21 protein-coding genes are annotated in these 22,684 nt (G+C 67.6%); 7 read left to right on the top strand and 14 right to left on the bottom strand.

The features are described 5' to 3' along the window. Positions 1-193: 193 nt before the first annotated feature. The 3 genes from CQY20_RS00270 to CQY20_RS00260 all read left to right on the top strand — a co-directional run bounded on the left by CQY20_RS00270 (position 194) and on the right by CQY20_RS00260 (position 5,646). Positions 194-1,075, top strand: a complete 882-nt coding sequence (locus CQY20_RS00270) for an alpha/beta fold hydrolase (RefSeq protein ID WP_097937785.1) — start codon at positions 194-196, stop codon at positions 1,073-1,075. 294 nt (positions 1,076-1,369) lie between these two features. After that, positions 1,370-4,870, top strand: coding sequence for a carboxylic acid reductase (car, locus tag CQY20_RS00265; protein WP_097937641.1), 3,501 nt, complete (start codon positions 1,370-1,372; stop codon positions 4,868-4,870). A gap of 26 nt (positions 4,871-4,896) precedes the next feature. Then, the gene (locus CQY20_RS00260; protein WP_097937640.1) at positions 4,897-5,646 is read left to right on the top strand and encodes an SIMPL domain-containing protein; all 750 of its coding nucleotides are present in this window, start codon (positions 4,897-4,899) and stop codon (positions 5,644-5,646) included. A gap of 55 nt (positions 5,647-5,701) precedes the next feature. Here the strand turns inward: CQY20_RS00260 and CQY20_RS00255 are convergent, their stop codons facing one another. From CQY20_RS00255 to CQY20_RS00225, 7 genes are read right to left on the bottom strand one after another with little or no spacing between them, the layout of a single operon-like run. Beyond that, positions 5,702-7,393: an ABC transporter permease gene (locus CQY20_RS00255; protein ID WP_097937639.1), complete on the bottom strand. Its 1,692-nt coding sequence runs from the start codon at positions 7,391-7,393 to the stop codon at positions 5,702-5,704. Beyond that, positions 7,393-8,565 carry an ABC transporter ATP-binding protein gene (locus CQY20_RS00250; protein ID WP_097937638.1) on the bottom strand — a complete coding sequence of 391 codons (1,173 nt, stop codon included), beginning with the start codon at positions 8,563-8,565 and terminating at the stop codon, positions 7,393-7,395. Before CQY20_RS00250 ends, CQY20_RS00255 begins: the two co-directional genes overlap by 1 nt. Positions 8,566-8,609: 44 nt before the next feature. Beyond that, positions 8,610-9,719: an ABC transporter substrate-binding protein gene (locus CQY20_RS00245; protein WP_097937637.1), complete on the bottom strand. Its 1,110-nt coding sequence runs from the start codon at positions 9,717-9,719 to the stop codon at positions 8,610-8,612. Beyond that, on the bottom strand, positions 9,716-9,919 hold the full coding sequence (locus CQY20_RS00240) for a hypothetical protein (protein WP_097937636.1): 204 nt from the start codon (positions 9,917-9,919) through the stop codon (positions 9,716-9,718). Before CQY20_RS00240 ends, CQY20_RS00245 begins: the two co-directional genes overlap by 4 nt. Further along, positions 9,909-10,259, bottom strand: a complete 351-nt coding sequence (locus tag CQY20_RS00235; RefSeq protein ID WP_163701251.1) for a MaoC family dehydratase — start codon at positions 10,257-10,259, stop codon at positions 9,909-9,911. Before CQY20_RS00235 ends, CQY20_RS00240 begins: the two co-directional genes overlap by 11 nt. Before the next feature lie 27 nt (positions 10,260-10,286). Continuing rightward, positions 10,287-10,736: a hypothetical protein gene (locus tag CQY20_RS00230; protein WP_097937634.1), complete on the bottom strand. Its 450-nt coding sequence runs from the start codon at positions 10,734-10,736 to the stop codon at positions 10,287-10,289. Further along, positions 10,733-12,007 carry a CaiB/BaiF CoA transferase family protein gene (locus tag CQY20_RS00225; RefSeq protein ID WP_234816029.1) on the bottom strand — a complete coding sequence of 425 codons (1,275 nt, stop codon included), beginning with the start codon at positions 12,005-12,007 and terminating at the stop codon, positions 10,733-10,735. The genes CQY20_RS00230 and CQY20_RS00225 overlap by 4 nt, the downstream gene beginning before the upstream one ends. A 118-nt stretch (positions 12,008-12,125) precedes the next feature. On the opposite strand from CQY20_RS00225, the gene CQY20_RS00220 reads away from it, so the two are divergent. Further along, a complete protein-coding gene (locus CQY20_RS00220; RefSeq protein ID WP_337424779.1) occupies positions 12,126-12,920 on the top strand; it encodes an IclR family transcriptional regulator in 795 nt (264 codons plus the stop codon). A 38-nt stretch (positions 12,921-12,958) separates the two neighbouring features. Here CQY20_RS00220 and CQY20_RS00215 read toward each other — a convergent pair whose 3' ends face one another. The 6 genes from CQY20_RS00215 to CQY20_RS00190 form a co-directional block, all read right to left on the bottom strand. Continuing rightward, complete coding sequence (locus CQY20_RS00215) at positions 12,959-15,184, bottom strand: molybdopterin-dependent oxidoreductase (RefSeq protein ID WP_097937784.1); 2,226 nt, start codon at positions 15,182-15,184, stop codon at positions 12,959-12,961. A gap of 112 nt (positions 15,185-15,296) precedes the next feature. Next, entirely contained in the window at positions 15,297-15,881 is a 585-nt protein-coding gene (gene hpt / locus CQY20_RS00210) for a hypoxanthine phosphoribosyltransferase (RefSeq protein WP_174814719.1), read from the bottom strand. A gap of 43 nt (positions 15,882-15,924) precedes the next feature. Then, the gene (tilS, locus tag CQY20_RS00205) at positions 15,925-16,896 is read right to left on the bottom strand and encodes a tRNA lysidine(34) synthetase TilS (RefSeq protein ID WP_097937631.1); all 972 of its coding nucleotides are present in this window, start codon (positions 16,894-16,896) and stop codon (positions 15,925-15,927) included. Then, positions 16,875-17,924, bottom strand: coding sequence for an Rv3626c family coenzyme F420 biosynthesis-associated protein (locus tag CQY20_RS00200; RefSeq protein ID WP_097937783.1), 1,050 nt, complete (start codon positions 17,922-17,924; stop codon positions 16,875-16,877). Before CQY20_RS00200 ends, tilS begins: the two co-directional genes overlap by 22 nt. Continuing rightward, entirely contained in the window at positions 17,921-19,300 is a 1,380-nt protein-coding gene (gene dacB / locus CQY20_RS00195) for a D-alanyl-D-alanine carboxypeptidase/D-alanyl-D-alanine endopeptidase (protein WP_097937630.1), read from the bottom strand. The genes CQY20_RS00200 and dacB overlap by 4 nt, the downstream gene beginning before the upstream one ends. A gap of 56 nt (positions 19,301-19,356) precedes the next feature. Then, a complete protein-coding gene (locus tag CQY20_RS00190; protein ID WP_097937629.1) occupies positions 19,357-20,211 on the bottom strand; it encodes a DUF6159 family protein in 855 nt (284 codons plus the stop codon). A gap of 121 nt (positions 20,212-20,332) precedes the next feature. Between CQY20_RS00190 and CQY20_RS00185 the strand changes: the two genes are divergently transcribed. The 3 genes from CQY20_RS00185 (at position 20,333) to CQY20_RS00175 (ending at position 22,215) form a co-directional block, all read left to right on the top strand. Next, complete coding sequence (locus CQY20_RS00185) at positions 20,333-20,821, top strand: inorganic diphosphatase (RefSeq protein WP_097937782.1); 489 nt, start codon at positions 20,333-20,335, stop codon at positions 20,819-20,821. Between the two features lie 88 nt (positions 20,822-20,909). After that, the gene (locus CQY20_RS00180) at positions 20,910-21,431 is read left to right on the top strand and encodes a 2-oxo-4-hydroxy-4-carboxy-5-ureidoimidazoline decarboxylase (RefSeq protein ID WP_174814720.1); all 522 of its coding nucleotides are present in this window, start codon (positions 20,910-20,912) and stop codon (positions 21,429-21,431) included. Positions 21,432-21,531: 100 nt separating this feature from the next. Further along, positions 21,532-22,215 carry a hypothetical protein gene (locus CQY20_RS00175; protein ID WP_097937780.1) on the top strand — a complete coding sequence of 228 codons (684 nt, stop codon included), beginning with the start codon at positions 21,532-21,534 and terminating at the stop codon, positions 22,213-22,215. Between the two features lie 13 nt (positions 22,216-22,228). Here CQY20_RS00175 and CQY20_RS00170 read toward each other — a convergent pair whose 3' ends face one another. Continuing rightward, positions 22,229-22,648 (bottom strand): hypothetical protein, encoded by a 420-nt coding sequence (locus CQY20_RS00170; RefSeq protein WP_234816027.1) that lies wholly within the window; start codon positions 22,646-22,648, stop codon positions 22,229-22,231. Between the last annotated feature and the right edge of the window lie 36 nt (positions 22,649-22,684).

Raw genomic sequence — 22,684 nt, 5'->3', positions numbered from 1 at the left:
GATCCGTAGCCCATACACTCGCGGGCTTCGCAGGGGCTCGCCGCCGTTTCGCCCGGTTCGCCCGCAGGATTCCCAGGGCTGAGTTGTCGATTGTGCGGTGTCGTACGCGACGCGGCGCCGCGGCGTAGGAATCCGCACGATCGACAGTGCGAACACCCTCTGCTTGGGTGAAGCCGTGCTCAGCTCGGCGCGGATGGTCGACGTCAACGGGGTCGAGCTGCGTGTGTTCGAGGCAGGCGATCGCGGGGCGCCCGTCGTCGTGCTGGCCCACGGCTTCCCGGAGTTGGCCTACTCGTGGCGACACCAGATGCCCGTGCTCGCCGCGGCGGGCTTCCACGTCATCGCGCCCGACCAGCGCGGCTATGGCGGCTCCAGCAGGCCCGAGCCCGTGGAGGCCTACGACATCCACGCGTTGACCGGCGACCTCGTCGCCCTTCTCGATCACGCGGGCCACGCGGGCACCGAGCAGGCCGTGTTCATCGGCCACGACTGGGGCGCCATGGTCGTCTGGCACGCCGCGCTGCTGCACCCGACGCGCGTGCGCGCCGCGGCGGGCCTGTCGGTGCCGCCGATCCCGCGCGCCCGCTCGCGACCCACGCAACGCTGGCGGGAGAAGTTCGGCGAGGACTTCTACATGCTGCGCTTCCAGGAGCCCGGCGTCGCCGACGCGGAGCTGGCCGCCGACGTCCGCGCCACCATGAGCGGAATGTTCGCGGGGCTGTCCGTAGGACGCGCGACACTGCCGGACTGGATCAGCCCCGACGAGTTCGAGTACTACGTCGCCGAGTTCCGCCGGACCGGGTTCACCGGTGCGCTCAACTGGTATCGCAACTACGACCGCAACTGGGAGACCACGCCGCAGCTCGCCGGCGCCACCACGAAAGTGCCGGCCTTGTTCGTCGGCGGCACGGCCGACCCGATCGCTCCCACGATGAATCCCGCGAACGCCCGCGAGGTCGTTGTCGGCCCCTACACCGAAGAGTGGATCGATGGCGCCGGGCACTGGATTCAGCAGGAGCGCCCCGACGAGGTGAACCGAATCCTGTTGGCATTCCTCGAGAAAGTGCGGCAATAGTGTGCGCGGCGCTGTTACACGACGGGCGGATGGTGGTGCGCGACGACGTCGCCGAACCGGCCCAATCGGTCTGGCAATAGTCGCCGCTCTGCCGCCGCGGCGTCGAACACATTGTGGCCGCCGACTTCTCGCAGATCGCCAACCCCGAGTCGCCCCGAGTCGCACTACAAAGTCCTGGTAACTCCCTGAGAGTTGCTGTCATTCCGCTGTGTGCCCAGCCTCACAGGGGCGCAGCGGAATTGGGCCACAGTGTCCGGCGCTCCCTTGTGCATGATCTTGTGAAAGGGGTGGCCCGTGAATATCGAAGACCGAATCGCCGGCCTCTATGCAAACGATCCGCAGTTCGCGGCGGCGCGACCGGATCCCGCCGTCCTCGAAGCGGCGAGCCAGCCCGGACTTCGCCTGACGGAGGCGCTCCAGACGCTCGTCGAGGGGTATGCCGATCGCCCCGCCCTCGGCCAGCGCGCCCGAGAACTCGTCACCGACCCGCAGACCGGCCGGACCTCGGCACGGTTGCTGCCCCACTTCGAAACGGTCAGCTACCGCGAGCTGTGGGAGCGTGTCGCCGCGGTGGCCACCGCACTGCGCAACGACGCTCACGCCCCTGTCAACCCCGGCGACTTCGTCGCCACCATCGGGTTCGCCAGCCCCGACTACTTCACCGTCGACCTCGCATGCGCCTATCTCGGCCTGGTCTCGGTGCCACTCCAGCACAACGCGCCGGTCTCCCAGCTGCGGCCCATCATCGACGAAACCGCCCCGAAGGTCATCGCGGTCAGCGCCGAGTACCTCGAACTGGGGGTCGAATCGGCGCTGCCCAGCAAGTCACTCCGGCATCTGTTGGTCTTCGACTTCGACCCCGATGTCGACGACCATCGCGACGCGATCGAACGCGCCCGCATCCGGTTCCGCGACGCGGGCAAGCCCGTCGTCGTCGACACCCTCGACCGCGTCGTCGAACAGGGCACCGGCCAGCCGACCGAACCGCCCTTCACCGCCGGAAGCGACGACCGGCTCGCGATGATCTTGTACACCTCCGGCAGCACCGGCACGCCGAAGGGCGCGATGCTCACCGAGCGAACCGTCAAGATGCTCTTCACCTCGGAGTTCATCCCGCGGACCGGTCACGCGGTGTTCAACGTCAACTTCATGCCGCTGAACCATGTGGGTGGGCGGCTGCCGATCGCGTCGGCCTTCAAGGCCGGTGGCACGAGCTATTTCGTTGCGGAGTCCGACCTTTCGACCCTGTTCGAGGACTGGGCGCTGGTGCGGCCCACCGACATGGCATTGGTGCCGCGCGTGATCGACATGCTCTTCCAGCGCTACCGCAGCTCCGTCGACCGGATCCTCGCCGAGGGCGCCACCGAGGCGAAAGCCGAAGCCAGCGCCGCCGCGGAGTTGCGCGAGCACGTCCTCGGCGGGCGGGTGCTCGGCGGATTCGTCAGCACCGCGCCCCTGGCCGCGGAGATGAAGAGGTTCATCGACTCCGTTCTGCAGGTGCACATCACCGACGCCTACGGCACCACCGAGGTCGGCGGCGTCATGGCCGACGGCGTGATCTCGCGACCCCCGGTCATCGACTACAAGCTCGTCGACGTGCCCGAACTCGGCTACTTCCACACCGACAAGCCCTACCCGCGCGGCGAATTACGCGTGAAGACCACGATGGTCATGCCCGGCTACTACAAGCGGCCCGACGTCAACGCCGAGGTGTTCGACGAGGACGGCTACTACCGCACCGGCGATGTGATGGCCGAAATCGAACCGGACACACTGGTTTACGTCGACCGAACCAAAAACGTGCTCAAGTTGTCGCAGGGCGAGTTCGTCGCGGTGTCGAATGTCGAGGCCATCTTCGCCGGAGCGCCCCTGGTCCGGCAGATCTACGTCTACGGCAACAGCGAGCGGTCCAACCTGCTCGCGGTCATCGTGCCGACCCATGAAGCCCTTGACCGGTTCGGCGCCAACACCGGGGCGCTGAGGGCCGCGCTGGCCGACTCGTTGCGTGAGACAGCCCGCGTCGCGCAGCTGCAGAGCTATGAGGTGCCCACGCATTTTTTCATCGAAACCGAGCCGTTCACCGCCGCCAACGGGCTGCTGTCCGGAGTCGGAAAGAACCTGCGCCCCAGGTTGAAAGAGCGCTACGGCGAGCGGCTCGAGCAGCTGTACACCGAGCTCGCGGCGGCCAGGGTGGACGAGTTGCACGCGCTGCGACACGACGCGGCGAACCGTCCCGTACTCGAGACCGTCGTCGATGCCGCGCAGGCCGTACTGGGCATGATCGACATCGCGGTCAGTCCCGACGACCATTTCACCGATCTGGGCGGCGACTCGCTGTCGGCGTTGACGTTCGGCAACCTGCTGCGCGACATCTTCGGCGTCGACGTGCCGGTGGGATCGATCGTCGGCCCGACCAGCGACCTGCGGCAGATCGCCACGTTCATCCAGAGTGAGCGTGAATCCGGTTCGAAGCGGCCGACTTTCGCTAGCGTGCACGGCGAAAACGCCACGTCGGCGCGGGCCAGCGACCTGACGCTGGACAAGTTCATCGACGCAGAAACCCTGGCCACAGCACCGTCGATCGCCTATGTCACCGGCGAACCCAAGACCGTCCTGCTGACCGGCGCCAACGGTTGGCTGGGCCGATTCCTCGCGCTGGAACTGCTGCAGCGCGCCGCGCAGACCGGCGGCACGGTCATCACCCTGGTCCGCGGACGTGACGAGGCCGCCGCCCGCGCCCGCCTGGAGGCAGCGTTCGACAGTGGAGACCCGTTGCTGCTCAAGCGGTTCCACGGTCTCGCCGAAAACCACCTCGAGGTCATCGCAGGCGACATCGGTGAGCAGAACCTCGGTCTGGACCGGGCGACGTGGGATCGGTTGGCCAACAACGTCGATCAGATCATCCACCCCGCCGCGCTGGTCAACCACGTGCTGCCCTACAGCGAGTTTTTCGGCCCGAACGTCGTCGGCACCGCCGAGATAATCCGGCTGGCGATCACGGCGCAGATCAAACCCGTCACCTACCTGTCCACCGTTGCGGTCGCGATGTCGGTAGCCGCGCAGGACTTCGTCGAAGACGGCGACATCCGCGAGGTCAGCCCGTTGCGTCCGGTCGACAGCTCGTATGCCAATGGCTACGCCAACAGCAAGTGGGCAGGCGAGGTGCTCTTGCGGGAAGCGCACGATCTGTGCGGGTTGCCGGTGGCGGTGTTCCGCGCGGACCAGATCCTGGCGCACACGCGCTACACCGGGCAACTCAACGTGCCCGACTCCTTCACCCGACTTCTGCAGAGCCTGATCCTCACCGGGCTCGCGCCGGGGTCGTTCTACGAGAGGGACGCCGACGGACGGCCGCAGCGGGCACACTACGACGGGCTGCCCGTGGACTTCGTCGCCGAAGCGATCGTCAAGCTGTCCGCGACCTCGACGGACGGCTTCCGGTCGTTCGACGTCAACAACCCGCACGACGACGGCGTCTCGCTGGACACATTCGTCGACTGGCTCATCGCCGCAGGGCGCGACATCGCCCGGATCGACGACTACGACGACTGGCTGCAACGGTTCGAGACCGCGCTGACCGCGCTGCCGGAGGAGCAGCGCCGCCGCAGCGTGCTTCCGCTGCTCGACGCGTACCGCAAGCCCGAGCGCCCGATCCGGGGCGGCCTCGCGCCAGCCGAGGTGTTCCACGCCGCGGTGCGCGACGCCGGGATCGGCCTCGACGGGGACATTCCGCACATCACCGAGTCGCTGATCGGCAAGTACAGCTCCGACCTGGAACACCTCGGCATGGTCTGAGCCGGCGGTGTTCTAGGCTGCCAGGCATGCCGATCGCAGCGAGAGCGAACCTTGCGACCCGATCGATCGTCCTCGCCGCGGTGGGGATCGTCGTCGCGCTGGTGTCGGGATGCGACGCGACGTCGCGGTCGGGCCCGTCGGTCGTCCCGACGGCCAACTCCGACACCCGCCAGGTCACCGTCGTCGGGAACGGCGAGGTGCAGGGCCGACCGGACACGCTGACCGTCAACGCCTCCATCGAGTTCACCGCGCCCGACGCGACGTCGGCGATGAATCAGGCCAGCGGGCGGCAGCAGGCCGTCATCGACGCGCTGGTGGGCTCGGGCATCGACAAGAACGACATCAGCACCACGAACGTGACGCTGCAACCGCAGTTCGGCGGCGGCGACAACCCCGCACCGATCGGCTACCGCGCCAACAATTCCATCGCGGTGAAGATCCGCCGCCTGGACACCGCATCGCAGACGCTGGCCCTGATCGGCACCACCGGCGGCGACGCCACCCGCATCAACTCGGTCAGCTACACGATCGATGACGATTCGCAGCTTGTGAAGGACGCGCGCACCCGAGCGTTCGACGACGCCAAGGACCGCGCCGAGCAGTACGCACAGCTGGCGGGATTGACCCTCGGCGAGGTGATTTCGATATCCGAGACCACGGGCACCACACCGCATCCGCCGACGCCGTTGCCGCGCGCGGCGATGGAAGCGGTGCCGCTGGAGCCGGGTCAGCAGAGCGTCAGCTTCGAGGTGACCGTGGTTTGGGAGTTGGTGTAGCGGACCTGCGACGAAAGCGAGTTCCCCGCTGCTGCTTCGGGTTCGCCGTATCGCCTCACTTGTAGGCGCTGGTGAGGTTGAGCCGGAACGCAAGTCGCGCGACCACCAGCACGGCAATCAGGAACACGGACTGGATCAGGCCGAGGCTCGCTGCCCGCGAGAGGTTGCCGTCGGCGATGTAGTCCCAGGTGAGCACCGACAGCACCCTGGTGCCGGGGGTATAGAGCAGAATCACCGAGTTGACCTCGCGGATCACGAAGATCGTCACCAAGACGACGGACGCGTAGACCGACGGCATCAGCAGTGGCGTCGTGATCCGCAGCGCAGTGGCGGCGCGGCCATACCCGTTCACCGCCGAGGCCTCCTCCAACTCGCGTGACACCTGCAGCGCGCCGTTGTGGATCAACCGGTAGGAGTGCGGCAGGTGTGAGATCACGTACGCGATGATCATCAGCGCCAGCGTCGCGTAGATCGGCGTTCCTATGTAGACCCAGACCAGCCCGGCGGCGAGCACGATTCCCGGTACCGCCAGCGGGAAGGTGTTCACGTAGTCCAGCAGCGACGAGGTGGCGCCGCGCCCCCTGATGCGGGCGATGAACACGCTGATCAAGGAGATCACCACGCAGGCGAGTGCCGCGCCGACGACCGCGATGACGGTGTTTCGCGCGGCGGCGTGCACGGCGGGGTCGGTCAGGACGGCGACGAAGTCGGCAGTGCTCAGGTCGAGGCTGGTGAAGTCCCGCGAGGCGAACGGCGACAGCGCGGCGATCACGAGCGCGAACACGGGAAGCACGACGCAGACCACCGCGTAAGCCGCGACACCGCCGACGACCCACGGCTTCAGCCGACCGAGTGGCAGTAGCCGCGGCTGAAAACCCTTGCCGGACACCGTGACAAACCGTTGTTCCAGGCGGGTCAGCCGCCGGTAGGCATAGAGCATCACGGCGCTGAGCAGAAACAGCAGCGACGCGAGCGCGGCGGCCTTGGCGAAGTCGGCGTGGAATTGCGTGACGGCGCGGTAAATCAGCACCGGCAGCGGGTCGAAGCCGAGCTGGCGGCCGAGAACACCTGGGACGGAGAAGATTCCGGCGGCGAAGATCGTGATGAACATGATTGACGAGCCGATCGCGGGGGTGGCGAGCGGCAGCGTCACCCTGCGAATGGTGCGCAGCGTGCCGACACCGTTCACATAGGATGCGGCCTCCAGCGCGGGGTCCATGTTGCGCAACGAACTCGAGATGAAGACGTACGCGTACGGCATCGACACCAGCGCGAGCACCCACACGATTCCGATTGCGGACGTGACGTTGATGACCGGCATGTTCGCGCCGAAGACCTTCGCCAGCGCAATGTTGATCAGGCCGGAACGCGGGGCCGCCAACGCGTACCAGGCGATCGCCGCAACGAACGGGGACGTGAACAGCGGGGCCAGCACCAGCAGTTCGATCACGCCCTTGCCCGGCACGTCGGTGCGCGCGGTGAGCCACGCGAACATACCGCCGACCAGCGTCGCGATCAGTGCGACCGCTAGCGCGATGACCATCGTGCCGACCAGGGAACGCCAAACCTCGCTCGACAGATAGACCTCGGCGAGCGCCTCGAAGGAGAACTCCAGCGGCGGTGCGGCTATTGACGAGGGGCGCACCGCGCCGTAGAAGAGGGCCAGGATCGGTCCGCCGACGAAGAGTCCTAGCGCGACCGCCAGCAGTGCCGACCGGATCCGCCACGGCGACATCGTCGATGTCATCACTGCTCTCCGCCGGGCTCGTCGAGCCAAATGACCTTGCTGGGGTCGACGCGCAGCGAGACGGTGTCGCCCCGCTTGATATCTCGGACGCCACTGACTTCCACCGCGAGGTCCATGGCCCCGGTGGCGACGACGCACTGGATGCGGGAGCCGACGAAGGCGGCGCGGGTGACCTCGCCGACGAAGACGTTGCGCTCCTCGGCCGCCTCGTCGCCCGAAGTGTCACCAAGCCTGGTCAGCTCGAAGTACTCGGGCCGGATGACGGCCTGCCCGGTCGCGCCGGTGGTGCGCGGCCGCCGCTCCGAGCCGCCCAACCGCAGGGTCCGCCCCGGCTGGTCGAGTAGCGCGACGTTCGTGAAGCCCTCGCCGACGTCGGCCACGGTCGCAGGCATCGCGTTGATCGGACCGACGAAGCGGGCCGCGAACTCCGAGGACGGCTGGTGGTAGAGCGTCCTGGGTTCGGCTTCCTGTTCGATGCGCCCGGCGTTCATCAGCACCACGCGGTCGGCCATCGACAGAGCCTCCGCCTGATCGTGCGTGACGTAGATCGTCGTCGTGTCGAACCGGTGGTGCAGGTCGACGATCTGCTCACGGACCTGTTCGCGGAGTCCGGCGTCGAGGTTGGAGAGCGGCTCGTCGTACAGCATCAAGAACGGCCGGGTCGCCAGCGCTCGCGCGACCGCGACCCGTTGCTGCTGGCCGCCGGACAGCTCGGTGCCGTACCGGTCGGCGTAGTGCAGCAGGCCAACAGCCGCAAGGGTTTCCTCGACGCGGTCGGCCAGTTCACGACCGCGGATCCCTTGGCCGCGTACGCCGTAGCCGACGTTCTCCCGCACGGTCAGGTGCGGCCAGATGGCGTAGGACTGGAAGACCATGTTCAGCGGCCGCCGCTCCGGCGGCACGTGCAATCGGTGGCCTGCCATCGGCCGCCCGTCGATCGCGATGCTCCCCGCGGACAACGGGTTGAGCCCGGCGATGGCGCGCAGGAACGTGGTCTTGCCGCACCCCGACGGGCCGAGCAGCGCCACGAACTCACCACGGTTGACGGTCAGGGACAGTCGGTCGACCGCCGTCACGTCTCTGTATCGGATCGTCACGTCCTGGGCCTGCAGCGCGACCGCGTCGACCGCCGATGACCCCGCCGAGATAGCCGCTTTTGACTGCACTGTCATGTTCACGCTGCTCTCCTCCGCTCACCAGCGCGTGTGCTGCTGTTTCAGCCGATCCGATCCAGCCATTCCTGGATGAACGTGTCGCTGTCGTCTCGACTGAGCTTGTCTTGCCATGCGATGTCGATGCCGTTGGCCGGCGGGCGATACCAGGCCTCTGCGCGGATGGGACGCTGGTCCCGCCAGTGGCGGTGGCCGACGAGCCCGCCGGAGATCTCCGCGAGCGAGGTCTGCGCCTCCAGCGTCGTGCCCCATTCCAGCAACAGCCGTCCCGCGGCGGCGTGCGGTGCGTTGGCGCTGACGAAAAACTGGTGCATCGACGAGGGCGCCGGATCGGGGTAACCGATCCGGACCGGCGCTCCCTCGTAGATCCGCGGAATGGCAACGGAATCGGGGACTCCGATGCCTGCGGCGTACTCGCCGGCGGACAGATCGTTCGCGACGAACGGGACCGCGCTCTCGAAGACTGCGGCACCCGAGGACTTCAGCTTGTCCAGGTAATCCCACCCCAGATGCGGGTCGTCGACGATCGCTATATGCGTGCCGAGCTGCGTGCCACCGGCCGTCGGCCCGACGATCCCGACTCGACCGGTCAGCTCCGCGTCCTCCAGCGCCGTGTAATCGCCCTGAATAAGTCGTTCCTGTAGCGCGGGGCCGACGGCCGTCTCGTTCCAGGCGATGGCGGTGATCACCGCGTACATCGGATAGCCTGCCTCGGCGGCGATCAGTTTCGGGTCCAGATCGTCGTAAGTGCGGGTGCGGTACTGAACGGCCCACCCCTGGTCCACGGAGTCCTGGATGTAGGAGGGCACACTCATCGACACCACGTCGGCGAGGTGCCGGCCGGCGTTGCTCTCCTCGCCGAACCGGCGGTAAATGTCGCTCACGGTGGCCCGGTAGATGTCGACCTGAATGTCGTACTTCTCCTCGAAGTCCCGCACCCACGCACGCATGGTCTCCTCGCCAGGCACGCAGTAGAGCGTGACGCTGCCTTCCGCTCTGGCTTCCTTCACAAGGGACTCGAAGTCCGAATCCGACAGTGGGCCTTCGCGTTTGGCGGGCTGCATGTTTCTCGTGCCGCCCATCATCACCCCGCACGCGCTCGAAGCAAGGGTGACTGCCGAAAGTGAGAGGAACGCTCTGCGGTTCAGTGTCATGGCGTCGCCTCCTGATCGTGCCCGCGATACGGAACCGTGCGCCGGTTCACGTCGGGCAGCCCGCCGAGCGTGCCCAACGTGACCAGGTCCGAGTAAGTCGCCTTGCCGATCAGGTCATCGGTCAGGGACAGCCCGCGGATCGTGACGCCGTCCGCATCGTGGTCGGCGATGCGGGTCTCGAACGGTCGGTCACCCCGCATCACGAAGCCGAGCGGTCCCGACGATGCAGGTGCGCTCGCCGGCCGCGACGTTGAGCCGGCCCTCGTCGTCGATCTCGACAGTGATGGTCTCGTCCGGGTAGAGCGGTCCGACGAACTTGACCTCGATCTCGCCGCGGGTGAACCATTCCGCCCCATACTTCTCGGCACCGAGCGCGCTCGCGTAACCCTGGACCATCAGGCCGTGGGCGATGGGCGCCTTGAATCCGCGATCGCGGGCGTACTCGACGTCGTAGTGGATGATGTCGTTGTCCCCGTTGATCTCGCCGTAGCGGTCGATCATCTCCTGGGTGAGATGATAGTCCTTCTTAATCGTGTTCATTTGCATTGCGTACCAAGTCCTTTCGTCTCAATTGGGAAACGTGCTGATGTTCTCCGCCTCGGCGATCAAGCTCCCGTCGGAGTGGGCGAAACGGGCCGCATAGCGAACGTAGCGCCGACCGCGTTTTTCAAACTTCTCCACGATTTCGCCGGAGGCAACGATTTTCGTATCGGTTTCGGCGCTGATCGGCCCGTAGTAGCGGAACTTGTTGCCCGCCATGATCCCGCCTTGGGCTGGTGGGTACCTGCGGTACAGCACCGCCATCAGGTAGACCGACAGCACCGACGGAATGGCGACCTTCCTGCCGTCGAGCGAATAGCCGGCCGGCTCCTGCTCGATGGCCCGGTGATATTCCGCGACGATCTCGGGGCTGATCGTGAAGTCGAACGACGGCAGTTCCGCGCCGACCTCGAACTCGTCCCACCGGGTTCCCGGGCGATCACCTTCGCGGGGCTTGACGTCAGTTGGCCTGGTCATGCTGTTCCCTCTCGTTGTGTTGAATCGGCTGTCGAGTCAGCCCTGGTCGAATCGGCCCCCGAGTCGGCCCTTGTCGAGTCGGCACTTGAGTCGGACCTTGTCGAGTCGGCACGGACGGCGTCGATGTGTTCAGCGGAATAGCCGCACAAGTCCGCCAACGCGTCGGCGGTGTCGGCGCCGTGTCGCGGTGGATAACGCAGTTCTTGCGCGTCGGCGTACTTGACCGGGTTGCCGAGAAGGCGCACCCGCTCTCCGGACACAGGGTCCTCGGCCAGTTCGACCATGGCGCGCAGTTGTGCGGACTCCTGGTCGAGCGCCTCGGGGACGGTGAGCACCTGAGCGGCTGGGATCCGCAGGTCGAAAAAGTGTTTCGCCCAGTCCGCGGCGTCGCGGGTCAAGAAGATCGGGCGGAGAATCTCGGCGAGCTGTTCGACGTTCGTCAGCCGGCTGTACCGGTCGGCGAACCGGGGGTCGTCGGCCAGTTCCGGCGAACCGATGGCGCAACAGAACGCCCGCCAATAGCTCGTTCCTGTCGGGGACACCGCGAGGTAGCGACCGTCGCGGCAGCGAAATGCCTCACTCGGTGCGATGTTCGGGCTGCGGGAGCCCAGTGCGCGGGGTTCGTCACCGGAGATGAAGTAGTTCTGCGCCTGCCAGGTCAACAGCCCCAACTGTGCGTCGAGCAGTGAGACCTGGACCTTTTCACCGCGTCCGGTCTTGGCGGCCGAATACAACGCCCCGGCCACGCCCAGCGCCAGGTAGAGTCCGCCGGCCAGGTCGGCGATCTGATAGCCGACCCTGGCGGGTTCACCGTCCGGGGCTCCGGTAATGGTCATCACTCCGCTGAGCGCCTGCACCACCAGGTCGTAGGCCGGCGCTCGCTGATAGGGGGCGTCGTCGTGGATTCCGATGAGCTCACCAACGACGATCGCCGGGTTGATTTCGCGGAGCCGCTCGTAATCGATGCCGAGCCGTCGCGGGACATCGGGGGCGAACCCGTAGAGCACCGCGTCGGACTGGCGGACCAGGTCGTAGAAGGCGGTGAGTCCGGCCTCGGATTTCAGGTCGAGCGCGACGGATTTCTTCCCCCGGTTCACTGAGAGGAAGAACGACGACAGATCGCCCACGTAATGCGGCGGAATCTCCCTCGCGGGATCACCGCCGGCCGGCTCGACCTTGATCACCTCAGCACCGAGCTGAGCGAGGAGCTGGCCTCCGAACGGCCCGCCCAACACCCAGGTCAGGTCGAGAACCCTGGCCGATTGCAGCATCAAAGATCTCCTAAGCGCAGGGAAAAGTTGTTCCGTTGAGCGGAATGCACACTGTGATGCCCAACACGTCGGTACGCTAGTGACACCCGCGCGCGGGCGTTAAGGTCCTATCTCAACAGTGAGGATTGAGCTGGTGTCATTGCACAACACTGTTCCTCTAAGCGGAACAGCTGGTGGAACGGAGGCCGCCGACCGGGTTGCCGACGTCCTTTTGCTGTTGATGGACGCGACGGAACCGCTCGGGGTCACGGAGTTGGCCACCGAATTGGGCATGAGCAAGTCGGTGGCCCACCGTGTGCTGCGGTCGCTGGCTTCCAGGAACCTGGTGGAGCAGGCCCCCGGCACGACCAGTTACCTGCTCGGTCCGGCGGCGGTCGCCATGGGCGCAAAGGCGCTGAGCCTGTCGAAGCTGGAGCGCGAGGCGGCGCCGCTGCTGCGCGAACTGCGCGACCGAACGCAGGAAACGACCCTGCTGTCCCGACCAGTCGCCGGCGGACGGGTGCATGTGGCGCAGTTCGAAAGCCCGCAGCATGTCCGAATGACGGTGGAGCTCGGCGTGTTTCGGCCGTGGCACGCCGGCGCGAGCGGGAAGATCCTGCTCGCCTACGCCGAACCGGAGTTCCGCGATCGTGCGATCGCGCTGGAGTCGGAGCTCTACGGCCTCGACGAGGAGGCGATCAGGACGTTGAACGAGGACCTCGAGCATGCGCGTGAGCGCGGCTACGTGACCTCCAGCGGTGAACGCAATCCCGACGCCGGCGCCGTGGCCGCGCCGGTCTTCGGCGTCCGCGGCGTGGTCATCGCGGCGATCAGCGTGTGCGGACCGCGATCCCGGCTCACCACAGCCCGCGCGGAGCGGATTGCCCCGCTGCTGCTGGACGTCGCCCGGCGGGTCTCGGCGCGATTGAGCTAGATTGCCACACAACGGCTTTGGCGCCACCGGGCTGCGGCTCAGTCGGCGGGCGCGATGTCGACCGGGATTCCGTTGAGCACGGCTGTGCCCGACAGCGGGTCCAGGCTGTGGCCGTCGTTGAGTTGGTTGACGTTGACCCCTGGCTGCCCGGATGCGACTTGTTGACGGCTGCCTGTCCGGTCATGACCCCAACCGTGCGGCAGCGACACCACGCCGCGGCGCATCCCCGGCGACGGTTCGACCGGGGCCAGCACTTCACCGCCGGGCCCCTTGACCTTGGCGGTGTCGGCAAGCCCGAGTTCGGCGACGTCATCGGGATGCATCTGCAGCGTGCATCGGTTGGATCCGCGGGCCAGCGCCGGCACGTTGTGCATCCAGCTGTTGTTCGAACGCAGATGGCGACGGCCGATCAGGACGAACCCGTCCACGTCGCGGCCCAGCGCGGCGTTTAGTCTCGCCACATCGGCCCGCAGTGGTTCGGGCGCGAGTTCGACTCTGCCGCTTGGCGTTCGGAGCACTTCGCGCAGCCTGGGCTGCAGCGGGCCGAGGTCGATGCCGTGCGGTGCGGCCTTGACCCGCGCCAGTGTCAAGCCGTCGGGCCGAGCGCCGAAGGCGTCGCCGTACGGGCCGAGCCGCAGCATCATGTCCAGTCGCCGTTCGTAACCCGGGCCTTCCGGCAGCATCGCGGTCAGTTCGTCGACCGGCCGCCCCGCCACCGGTGAGTCCTTGTCGCCGGTCTCCTTGGCCAGTGTCGTCGCGATGACCTGCTCGTCGACGAGCGCCGGGTCGCCGTCGACGCCGACACCGTAGAGAATCAACGCGATTCGAGACAGGATCTCGGCCTCGTCGAGCCTACCGTCGAGCGGCAGCACCGGCGGCGAGTAGCGCACGTTGTTGCGCACCGCGAGGTTGTTCAGCGCGAAATCGTAATGCGGGCTGCGCGATGGCGATGGCGGCGGCAGGATGACGTCGGCGTGCCGGGTGGTCTCGTTGAGGTACGGGTCGACGCAGAGCATGAACTCGAGGCTGTCGAGGGCGCGGTCGAGTCGGTCGCCGTCGGGTGCGGACAGCACCGGGTTGCCCGCGATCGTGATCATTGCCTTGATCTGGCCGTCGCCGGATGTGTCGATCTCTTCCGCCAGTGCGGCGGAAGGCATTTCGGACAACACTTCGGGATGGCCGGACACCCGGCTGTGCCACCGTCCGGTCCGGAAGCCGCTGCCGGGCTTGGGCGGGCGTGGTGCCGGCGCCGTCGCCCCGAGCGGGAACATCGCGCCGCCGGGCCGGTCGAGATTGCCGGTCAGCACGTTGATGACGTCGACGAGCCAGCTGGTGAGCGTGCCGAATTCCACTGTGCACGTGCCGATTCTGCCGTACACGGCCGCCGTCGGCGCCGACGCCAGCTCACGTGCGAGTGCGCGGATCTCGTCGGCCGGCACTCCGCAGTACGCGCTGACGCTCTCCGGCGGGAAGTCCGCGGCGAGACGGCGGACGTCGTCGACGCCGTTGACGTGCTCGGCCAGACCGCCGAGATCCGTTGCGACAAGGCCTTCTTCGAACAGCACGGCCACGACGGCGAAGAGCAGCGCCGCATCGGTGCCGGGCCGTGGGGCGAGATGGCGGTCGGCCAGTTCGGCGGTGCGGGTGCGGGCCGGGTCGATCACGACGAGCTTGCCGCCGCGGTCGCGCAGCGCGCGCAGCTTGCCGGGAAAATCGGCGGCGGTGGCCAAACTGCCGTTGGAGACAAGCGGATTCGCGCCGATGATCACCAGATAGTCGGTGCGGTCGAGGTCGGGCACGGTGAAAGCGACCGGGCTGCCGAACATATAGCCGAGCGCGACGTGCTTGGGCATCTGGTCCAGGGTGCTCGCGGAGAACACCTGACGGGTGCCGAGCCCGCGGATGATCAGCGGCGGGTACAGGCTGCCCGCGACGGTGTGGGCGTTCGGGTTGCCCAGGTACACGCCTACCGACCCGCCGCCGTGCGTGCCGATGACCGCGCCGAGCCGGTCGGCGACGACATCGAACGCCTCGCGCCACGTCGTCTCGACCAGCACGCCGTCGCGGCGGATCAGCGGCTGCGCCAACCGGTCGGGGTCGTTGTCGAGTTCGGCGAAGCTCGCGCCCTTCGGGCAGATGAAGCCGGCGCTGAACACGTCGTCGCGGTCGCCGCGGGCGCCGGTGACTCGGCCGTCGTCGATGGTCAGGGTGAGGCCGCAGGTGGCCTCGCACAGCGGGCAGATGCGCAGAGCCGTCCGTGTCATGTCCTCATCCTGCGCCATCCTGCGCCGAGACCGACGAAATGGCGGATTCTTCTCGCACTTCTACGCCCATACGTTGGTTTGGGCGTCAGGTGGGCGCCATGGGGAGCGCGCATCAGAACTCTTGGTAGACCTTCGGGTCGAGCGTGCCGATGTAGGGCAGGTCGCGGTAGCGCTCGGCGTAGTCGAGGCCGTAGCCGACGACGAACTCATTGGGGATGTCGAAACCGATGTAGGTGATGTCGACGTCGTCGCGGACCGCGTCGGGTTTGCGCATCAGCGTGCACACCCGCAGCGAGCGCGGGTGCCGCGTCGCGAGGTTGCGCAGCAGCCAGGACAGGGTCAGCCCGGAGTCGACGATGTCCTCGACGATGAGAACGTCGCGGTCGTTGATGTCGCGGTCGAGGTCCTTGAGGATGCGCACCACACCCGACGACGACGTCGACGAGCCGTACGAGCTGACCGCCATGAACTCCAGCTGGGTCGGCAACGGGATCGCGCGGGCCAGATCGGTCACGAAGAACACCGCGCCCTTGAGCACGGTCACCAGCAACAGATCCTGGTTGCTCGCCTCGATGGCGTCCTTGTAGTCGACACCCACCTGAGCGCCCAGCTCCGCGATCCGGGTCTGGATCTGCTCTTCGGAGAGCAACACCGATTTGATGTCGCCCGGATACACCTCCTCGGATGCCACCTCCACAGCGTGCCATGTGTTCCCGCGCTCGACCAACGTAGGTGTGCCCCTAACTTCTGTGAACCGGTTCTCGATACAACCTCAGCACGCCGTCGCGACGCCCCGCGAACAGCCGCTCCTCTGTCAGCGGTGAGCCCACCGCGACACCACCCTGGCCCCGCCAGTCGGTGACCAACGCGTCGACGCCGCGGATCTGCTTGTCGGTCAGATTGGCTGCGCCGCCTGCCAGCAGCCAGCCGCGGATCACCCGGCGCCGCACCGCCGCGGGCAGCGCCGCCAGCCGGCCGGTATCCAGCCCGTCGCCCGCGGAAGCCTCCGCCAGCGCCTTGCCCGCCAACTCGTCGAGCGTGTCGTTGTCCTCACGCAGCGCGGTCGCGGTGCGGGCCAGCGCTTCGGCCACCCCGCCGCCGAGCACGTCCTCCAAAAGCGGCAGCACCTCCGTGCGCAGCCGGGTGCGGGTGTAGCGCGGGTCGGCGTTGTGCGGGTCGTGCCAGGGTGCGACGCCCAGTTCTGCGCACGCCGCGTGAGTGACCGCGCGGCGGACGCCCAACAGCGGGCGACACCATGGCGGATCGTAGGGCCGCATGCCCGCGATCGACCGTGCCCCCGAGCCGCGGCCCAGGCCGAGCAGCACCGTCTCGGCCTGGTCGTCGAGGGTGTGGCCGAGCAGGACCGCGGCGCCGTCGCGGGCCTCATCGAGCGCGCGATAGCGTGCGCTGCGCGCCGCCGCCTCCGGACCGCCCTGGGTTCCGACGTTGACGCAAAGTACCTGCGCGTCAACACATCCCAGCTCGATGGCTTGCTGCCGCGCGGTCGTCGCGACACGGTCGGAGTCGGGCTGCAGCCGGTGGTCGACGATCAGTGCCGTGGTCGGCTTGAGTTCGGCGGCGACGGCGGTCAGCGCCAGCGAGTCCGGTCCGCCCGACAGCGCCACGCACCACCAGTCGTCGGCGTCGAGATAGCGGCGGCCGAACTCCTCGACCGCGCTGCGCAGCGCGGCTACAGCACCCTGTCGATCCATCGCTGCGGGTCCTCGATTTCGTCTGGCAGAGGAAGTGTCTCGGGTCCGGACCAGATCGTGTTGAACCGCGCCATGCCGACCTGTCGTACGACGTGGTCGACGAACGCCTTGCCCCGCGTGTACTGGCTCATCTTCGCGTCGATGCCGAGCAGCGCCCGCAACAGGCGTTGCAGCGGCGGCTGCTTGCGCTTGCGCCGGTCGTCGAAGCGGCGCCGAATGGTGCCCACCGACGGCACCACGGCGGGCCCGACGGCGTCCATCACATGGTCGGCGTGGCCCTCCAGCAGCGTGCCAAGCACCAGCAACTGGTCCAGCGCGCGCCGCTGCGGCTCGGACTGTACGGCCCGCAACACGCCCAGCACACCGGTCGAATTCGGTTCTGACGCAACGCCATCGCGGCGGTCACGGACGAAGCTGGCCAGCCTGCCGACCATTTCGGTGACATCTTCCCCGGTTTCCTCTGTCAGCACCGCGAGCGCGTTCGACATGTGCTCGGCCAGCCACGGGTTGGCGCGGAACTGCACCCGGTGGGTCACCTCGTGCAGGCACACCCACAACCGGAAGTCGGCAGGCACCACTCGCAGCTGGCGTTCGACGGCAATCACGTTGGGATACACCAGAAGAAGCTCGCCGCCGTTGTCGCCGAAGGGATCGTACTGGCCGAGTATGCCCGAGGAGATGAACGCCAGCACCGCACCCGTCTGCGCGCCGGTGACGCGGCCCATGATGAAGTTGGGCCGCTCGCCGTTGGTCCCGCCGGTCATCACCTTCATGGATTGCGATGCCGCCCTGATCCATTCGGGCCGGTCGACGATGCGGGCCTGCGACACGTCGGCGCCCTCGTTCAGCCCGGTCACCTCCCGCACCGGTATCTCGGCGCGCACCGACGCGCTCGCCAACTGCTCGATCACCTGGTTGCGGGTGTAGTCGGTGGCCGCCGGGCCGGGTTTGGCCAGCTTCGCGCCGATCGTGGCGGCGAAGTTCCAGTCGACGGCGCGACCGACGGTGACCTTGGTTGACCTGCTCATCCGCTGCACCCACATGACCGCAGTGTCGCGGCGAACGCATCGATGGCGGTGCGGCCGGTCGGGCCGGCGTTGTTGGAAAGCAGCGCAAACGTCAGCACCCGGCCGCTGGCGTCGGTGACGATCCCGACGAGCGAGTTGGTGCCTGTCAGCGATCCGGTCTTGGCGCGCAACCAGCCGGCCGACTCACGCTCGGGCTCGGTGTCGAGGAACCGGTTGGACAGCGTGCCGCTGCCGCCCGCGATGGGCAGCAGGTCCACCAGGGGCCGCAGCTTCGGCTGGTCGGGCCCGGCGGCGGCGGTGACGATGTCGTCGAGTGTCTCGGCGCTGAGCCGGTCGTCAATCGACAGGCCACTGCAGTCCATCAGCCGCGACCCGGCGGTGTCGATGCCTGCGTTGTTCAACTCTTCGAGCACCGCCCGCACAGAGCCCTCGAAGCTTTGCGGTTTGCCTTGCGCGGCAGCCACTTCCCGACCGATGGACTCGGCCATCACGTTGTCGGACTGGTTCATCATCTCGCGCAGGCGCTCCATCAACGGCGGCGACTGTACCGACGCGATCTCCTGGCCGTCGACCGGCGACGTGGACACGGTGACGGTGGCCGGGTCGACGCGCAGCGCGGCGGCCAGCGCGCGGCCCGCGTCCAACGCGGGCGTCTTGGATCGGGCGGAGTCGACGCTGACCGGCTGGGTGCGGCCGCCGTCGAGCATCACCGCTTCCATCGGCGCGATGTCACCGCCGTCGATGTCGAGCGGATCCCAGCCGGGGGCCATCGTCGGCCCACTGTAGGCGCTGACGTCGACCTGCACCGCCGTCACCTTCACGCCGCTGCGACGCACCTGGTCGGCCAGGTCGCTGATGCGGGCCGCGTTGCGGTACCAGCTGTCCTTGCCTTTCGGTGCGGCCGACAGCGTCGGATCGCCGCCACCCTTCAGCACGACCAGCCCGGGCTGCCGGTCGGACGCCAGCACCTTGGTCGTGAGACGCGCGTCGCGGTCGAGCGCGTGCAGCGCGGCCGCCGTCGTCAACACCTTGGTCACCGATGCCGGTTGCATCGGCACATCGGCGCCTTGGGCCCACAGCTGTTCGCCAGTCATCGCGTCGCTGATCTTGCCGGTGAAGGCGCCGAGGTTGGGGTCGGCCAGCGTCAACGCCAGCGTGGCGGCCAGCTTGTCCGGGACCGGTTTGTCCGCGTCGTCCGACACCGGCTTGATCGCCGGGTTGGCCGTCGCGGCAGGCGGGGCGGGCGGGATCGCGCTGGCGTCGCTGGACCGGCCGCCGTTGAGCAGCGCCGCGACCGCGACGACGGCGGCGACCACCAGCACAACGACCACCCCCATCAGTACGTGGGTGGATCGTCGCCACTGGGTGGGACGCATACTTCTCCTGACTCCTGCCTGCCCAAGCAGGGTATCCGCTGGGCGGAAGTACGAGGTCAGCCGCGGCGGACGCGCCCGTCGAATGCGCGCTCCAGCAATTCTGCGTCGAACGTGCCCGCCGCCTGCCCCGTCGCGGCGTACTGGTAGACCGCGACCCGGAAGATCTGCGACAGCGCGCTCGACACGACCGAGACGAGGATGACCGCGACGACGGTGGCGACGATCAGGCCGATGGCGAACGGCCACGCCTCGAGCGTCATCAGCGTGATCACACCGATGGTCCCGGCGACCGCGATGACGATCCCGAGCAGTACGGCCACCACCGATATCGTGACGGCGCCGGTGGCGCCCTCACCCCACCGCTCCTTGACGACGGCGGTGGACCGTTTGAGCGAGCGGATCGGGCCGTCGCCTTCGAGCGCGATGATCGGGATGACGAAAAACGATGCGACGGCCCATGCGGCGCCGGTCATCCATCCGGCGATCCGGCCCAGCAGAGGCGCCCGCTCCTCGATCAACCGCAGAACCACGCCGACGCTGCCCGACACCAGCGTCCAACCGAGGATCGCGCCGAAGCGACGCGTCGCGGCGCTGACACCGTCGCCGACCGAGGTGTCCTCCCCGCGCATCGACCGCACCGCGCACGCCGAGAGCGCGACGTTGAAGAAGATCGCGACGAACGTCGTCACGTAAATCGTTGCGGCAGTGGCGATGTAGTACGCCGGATCACCTTCGTCGACGCCGCTGCCGGTCAGCAGCCCGTTGATCACCACGGTCGGCGCCCAGATCGCCGCGGCGGCCAGTGTGGCGAAGATCGACGAAAGGATCGGAAAGATCACCAGCGACCGGTCGCTTTGCAGCACAGACCAACTTTGCTTGGTCAGCGCCCAGCCGCGGCGGATCCGGTCCATCTGGCCTCTGGCCTCCTGGGTGGTGGCTGCCGACGATGCCGTCTGCTCGATTAGGGTGGCTTCGCCCGTTTGACGTCGGTGAGACGTCACTTTCCGACAGAGCATACGAGGAGCCGTGGCGGTGGAGTTCGACGTAGTCATCGAGATCCCGAAGGGCTCGCGCAACAAATACGAGGTCGATCACGAGTCGGGTCGAGTCAAGCTGGACCGCTATCTCTACACCGCGATGGCGTATCCGACCGACTACGGATTCATCGAAAACACCCTCGGCGAGGACGGCGACCCGCTGGACGCGTTGGTGTTGCTGCCGGAGTCGGTGTTCCCGGGCTGCATCGTCGAAGCGCGCCCCGTCGCGATGTTCAAGATGACCGACGAGGCCGGCGGCGACGACAAGGTGCTGTGCGTGCCCGCCGGCGACCACCGCTGGGATCATATCCAGGACGTCGGCGACGTGCCGCAGTCCGAGCTCGACGCGATCAAGCACTTCTTCGTGCACTACAAGGACCTCGAGCCGGGCAAGTACGTCAAGGCCGCCGACTGGGTGGGCCGCGCGGAGGCCGAGGCCGAGCTGCAGGCGTCCATCGAGCGGTTCAAGAGCCAGGGCCACTGAACTTCCCCGGGTTGCTCGAGTTATTTGAGTTTTCCTGGCTGTAACACGCCGTAACGCCGGTGTGCTTTGCTGCTCGCATCATGACGGTGTGTTGATGCATCAAGGCTTGGGGCTGGACGTGTTCAACGCAATGCCGCTGCGCCGGGCCGTTCACGCCGTCTACGAGTGCTGCTACAGCGTGCCGCTGGCCGCCGACCTGGCCCGTGGGCGTCCCTACGACAGCCACGAGGCCCTCTTCCAACAGGCCGACGACTTGTTGTTCGCGTTGTCGGAGGAGTCCATCGACTCGATCCTGCAGGCCTACCCCGACGTCGGCCGCCGGCCCGGCAGTGAGAAGTCAGCGGCCGAACAGTGCGCGATCTGGGACGAGCGCGCGGAGGTGATGGCCGAACTCGGTGCCGCGTCCCAGCGCTACCTCGAGCATTTCGGTTTCGGCTTCGTGATGTTCGTCAACGGTCTGAGCGCTCAGGACGTGCTCGCCACGATGAGCGACCGGATGCTCAACGACGTCGACACCGAACGCAAAGTGGTCCGCAACAAACTGGCCCGGATCAACCGCACGCGGCTGGAGCGGATGCTGGGACCCGAAGGCGGCTACGACAACTGGTGACGCCCCGGACGCGCCGCCGTTTCGTAGCCGTTTGAGAGCCGTTTCGTAGCCGGTTAGCAGCGGGAACACCCGACGGTGGCATCCTGGCGATGTGGCACCGATGCTCGATTTCGCCGGCCATTTCTGGTGGCTGATCTTTCCGCTCGGCGGGATGATCGGCGGCGCGGTGCGGGCCGTCGTGGCGGCCAATGAGCGACGGGCCGAGCGCAGACTCGAGCGGTATCGGATAAAGCAGCAGACCAAGATCGCTGTCGCCGAGGCGGCTCAGCGCTCCCAGACCAATACCGAATCGCAGCGGCGCGAGATGCGGAAGGTGCTCGCCCAGCACGAGCAGACCGACGCCCGCTGGCTGGACTACGAGCTCGACATCGCCAAGCTGCTCGACTTCCCGATGATGACCGACATGCGGCACCCGCTGACGATGGAGTTCCACAAGGCGCGGCGGCGGGCCGATCTGCTGCGGCCCGGCACGGCCGACGACCTCGTCGGTGACCGTGACGCGCAACTGGAATACCGCGACGCGGTGCACGACTACGTCACCGCCTTCGAGATCGCCGAAACCGAAGCCATCCGCAAGCGTCGCAGCGACTTCTCCGACGTCGACCAGCAGCGCATCGCACGGGCGCAGAGCCTGCTGCGGCTCGCCGAAGACGAGGGCGCGACCCCGCAGGAACGCCAGCACGCCTATGCCAAGGCCCAGGCCGAACTCGACGGGATCCTGGTGCTGCCCGCGTCGACACGGGCCAGCATCGAGCGCAAGATCGCCGGCGAGATCGAGGCCTGAGATCGAGGTTTGATCAGGCCGCGAGCGGCAGCCGCTGCGCGATGCGGTCGCGCGCCGCGTCGGCCAGTTTCCGCACGTCCAGCCCCGGCGATGCGGGAATGAAGGTCACGCCGTCGGCCACCTCGGCGACGAAGATGTCGGCGACAAGGCCTGCCAACCCGTTGATGGTGCCCGCATACTGCAGCGAATCACCGTCGTCGCCCGGAAGGAAGTCGCGCGCCGAGCGGAAGTCGGGGCCGATCGCCACCGTGACGTCCAGGATGACCGCGGCGTCGCCGCCCAGCCTGCGGCGCGCCCGTCGCGCCTGCTGCAGATCGGGCGCCGCCAGCCGCACCGCGGCCGTGGTGCCCGACGTCAACTCGGTCCAGTTGTCGCCCGACGCGTCGGCCACGAACAGTCGGAGCTTTCGGTCTTCACCGTGCACACTGGTCACCCCGACACGCTAGGGGCGTCTGCATACCCCCACAAT

The organism is Mycolicibacterium agri (assembly GCF_002553505.1).
In the GTDB taxonomy this organism is placed as follows: Bacteria; Actinomycetota; Actinomycetes; order Mycobacteriales; family Mycobacteriaceae; genus Mycobacterium; species Mycobacterium agri.
This window is presented reverse-complemented; position numbering and strand designations above follow the sequence as displayed.